At 47.4% G+C, this 2799-nt stretch carries 3 protein-coding genes; all 3 read left to right on the forward strand.

The features are described from left to right. Positions 1-98: 98 nt before the first annotated feature. The 3 genes from trpC (at position 99) to PN462_RS11830 (ending at position 2623) form a co-directional block, all read left to right on the forward strand. On the forward strand, positions 99-980 hold the full coding sequence (trpC, locus tag PN462_RS11820; RefSeq protein ID WP_272128438.1) for an indole-3-glycerol phosphate synthase TrpC: 882 nt from the start codon (positions 99-101) through the stop codon (positions 978-980). A 111-nt stretch (positions 981-1091) separates the two neighbouring features. Further along, positions 1092-1364, forward strand: a complete 273-nt coding sequence (locus PN462_RS11825; protein ID WP_272128440.1) for a DUF5340 domain-containing protein — start codon at positions 1092-1094, stop codon at positions 1362-1364. A 107-nt stretch (positions 1365-1471) separates the two neighbouring features. Continuing rightward, on the forward strand, positions 1472-2623 hold the full coding sequence (locus tag PN462_RS11830; RefSeq protein ID WP_272128441.1) for a pyridoxal-phosphate-dependent aminotransferase family protein: 1152 nt from the start codon (positions 1472-1474) through the stop codon (positions 2621-2623). Positions 2624-2799 lie beyond the last annotated feature (176 nt).

Here is a 2799-nt window from a genome sequence, read left to right on the forward strand (position 1 = left end):
ATCTCCCCCATCTTCCCTTTGTGTTCTTTGTGTCTTTGTGGTTCAACCGTCAACTGTGAACTCCCCCATCACCAATTACCCATTACCCATTACCAAAAATGCAAATCCGACGAATTAATCCGAGTCCTGCGGTCAAAATTAGTCACTTGCAGTATAAGGCCGCTGTTCCTGATGCTGAACCGCGTAATATTTTAGAACGCATTGTCTGGCATAAGGAAGCGGAAGTGGACGGGATGCGCGATCGCTTGCCGTTGTTACAATTAAAAGGGCAAGTCCAAGGGGCCCCTCCCCCCAAAGACTTCCTAGGGGCCTTGAAAAATGGCAAAACCAACCCCGCGTTAATTGCCGAAGTGAAAAAAGCCTCCCCCAGTAAAGGAGTCATTCGGGAAGATTTTGATCCCGTCACCATTGCCCAAACCTACGAAAAAGCGGGGGCAAGCTGCATTTCTGTCTTAACCGACAGCAAATTTTTTCAAGGGAGTTATGAAAACTTGGCCAAAGTCCGGCAAACGGTGGCCTTACCCCTCCTGTGTAAAGAATTCATCATTTATCCCTATCAAATTTATCAGGCCCGCAGTCAGGGGGCCGATGCTATCCTCCTCATTGCTGCCATTCTCAGTGATCAAGACTTGCGCTATTTTATTAAAATTATCCGGACTTTGGGCATGACTCCCCTAATAGAAGTCCATAGTCAGGAGGAATTAGAACGAGTCTTACAACAAGATGAAGTCCAGTTAATTGGCATTAATAACCGGAATTTAGAGGATTTTTCCGTTAGCCTAGAAACCACCCAAACTTTACTCAAAAATTATCAACAAACCTTACAAAATCGGCAAATTTGCGTTGTCAGTGAATCGGGATTACATACTGCACAAGATGTGGATTTTGTCAAGAACTGGGGAGCAGAAGCGGTGTTGATTGGGGAATCATTATTACGAAACCCTGATCCCGAAGCCGCAATAACAGCATTATTCCCTTAAAATGTATCAAAAACCCCGAACCCAGTCCCCAGTTTTCTGGGGAAACCCCCGTGCAACCTAGATATCTTGTGGGAAAATAGAAGCAAACCCCTCTTTGAAGCAATATTGTTCATGGCTCCAATACCTCTTCCTTCTGAAGTGCATTACGAATTGCTCCTGCAATTGCTCGAACGCCAAAGTGTCATCGCAGTGGAAAAGAATCCCCTCCTACGGGAACAAGTACAACAACTGATCATCACCTTGCGGAAAGCCTTTGCCCAACAGCGTCTCATTGAAACGATGTGTGAACAAGGGAATATCCCCTATGAATATCGTTGGTCTTTAAATAGCTTAGGGGTGGACTCCCAACTGCTCTCGGAAATGCTACAAGAAGCTGAGAATTAGTCCACTCTCTGAGCGAGCGACAATGCTCTATCCACTCTAGGGGTTGGGGGCTTTGGCCGCCAGCCTCTGGTATAGTTAAATGCGGTTCAACTCACTGAGAAAGCACGATGCAAGATAAACAACTCTTAACTTTACCTGGCCCCACTCCTGTCCCGGCACGAGTCTTGCAAGCCATGGGCAAACATCCCATCGGACACCGGAGTGGTGATTATAGTAAGATTCAAGAAGAAGTTACCGAACACCTCAACTGGTTGCACCAAACAGAGCATAATGTGCAAGCTCTCACCGTCAGTGGGACGGGGGCCATGGAAGCCGGAATTATTAATTTTTTACAAAAAGGCGATCGCGTTTTAGTGGGTTGTAATGGTAAATTCGGCGATCGCTGGGCTGAAGTCGCCGAAGCCTATGATTTAAACGTCGAAAAAATTGAGGCCGAATGGGGCAAACCCCTTGATCCCAGTGAATTCCAAGCCAAATTAGAAGCCGACAGCGAAAAACAGATCAAGGCCGTCATCGTCACCCACTCCGAAACCTCCACCGGAGTCCTCAACGACTTAGAAAGTATTAACAAAGCAGTCAAAAATCACGGAGAAGCCCTGATCATCGTGGATGCTGTCACCAGTATTGGGGCGACTTCTGTTCCCATTGACGAGTGGGGATTAGATGTGGTGGCCTCTGGGTCCCAAAAAGGCTACATGATCCCCCCTGGACTGGGTTTTGTCGCCGTCAGTCCCAAAGCCTGGGAAGCCTACAAAACAGCGAACTTACCCCGCTATTACTTAGACTTAGGCAAATATCGTAAGTCCACCGAGAAAAACTCCACCCCCTTCACCCCTCCCATTAACCTCGTATTTGGCCTTTTAGAAGCCTTACGGATGATGCGGGAGGAAGGCCGAGACAACATCTTCACCCGTCACCAACGGTTAACCCAAGCCACTCGCGCTGCGGCGAAAGCCCTCGGTTTAACCACATTTGCCCCCGATGGGAATGCCAGTAATGCGGTAACGGCAGTGATGCCGAGTACCGTAGAAGCGGAGCAAATTCGTTCTACCATGAACAAGAAATTTAATATTGCCTTAGCCGGGGGACAAAACCACCTGAAAGGAAAAATCTTCCGCATTGGTCACTTAGGATTTATCAGTGAACGGGATACCCTCACAGTTATTGCAGCATTAGAAGCCACCCTGAAGGAGTTAGGGTACAGTAACTTCACCCCTGGGTCCGGCGTAAATGCGGCGGCGGAAGTATTTGCGAATTAGGGGTATGCCTTGGGCATTGGTGACAAGAGAAGTCACCAATATGCCTTGGGTTAAAACCCAAGGCTAATAGCTAAAACCCGTTAAAAACGGGTTGAAAGAGAAGTCACCAATATGCCTTGGGTTAAAACCCAAGGCTAATAGCTAAAACCCGTTAAAAACGGGTTGAAAGAGCAATC

It is taken from the genome of Spirulina sp. CS-785/01, assembly GCF_028330525.1.
GTDB lineage: Bacteria > Cyanobacteriota > Cyanobacteriia > Cyanobacteriales > Spirulinaceae > JAQMSD01.

What these genes read in the sequence shown, in the direction of transcription:
- trpC (WP_272128438.1), top strand. Translation starts at nt 99, where the DNA reads ATGCAAATCCGACGAATTAATCCGAGTCCTGCGGTCAAAATTAGTCAC.
- PN462_RS11825 (WP_272128440.1), top strand. Translation starts at nt 1,092, where the DNA reads ATGGCTCCAATACCTCTTCCTTCTGAAGTGCATTACGAATTGCTCCTG.
- PN462_RS11830 (WP_272128441.1), top strand. Translation starts at nt 1,472, where the DNA reads ATGCAAGATAAACAACTCTTAACTTTACCTGGCCCCACTCCTGTCCCG.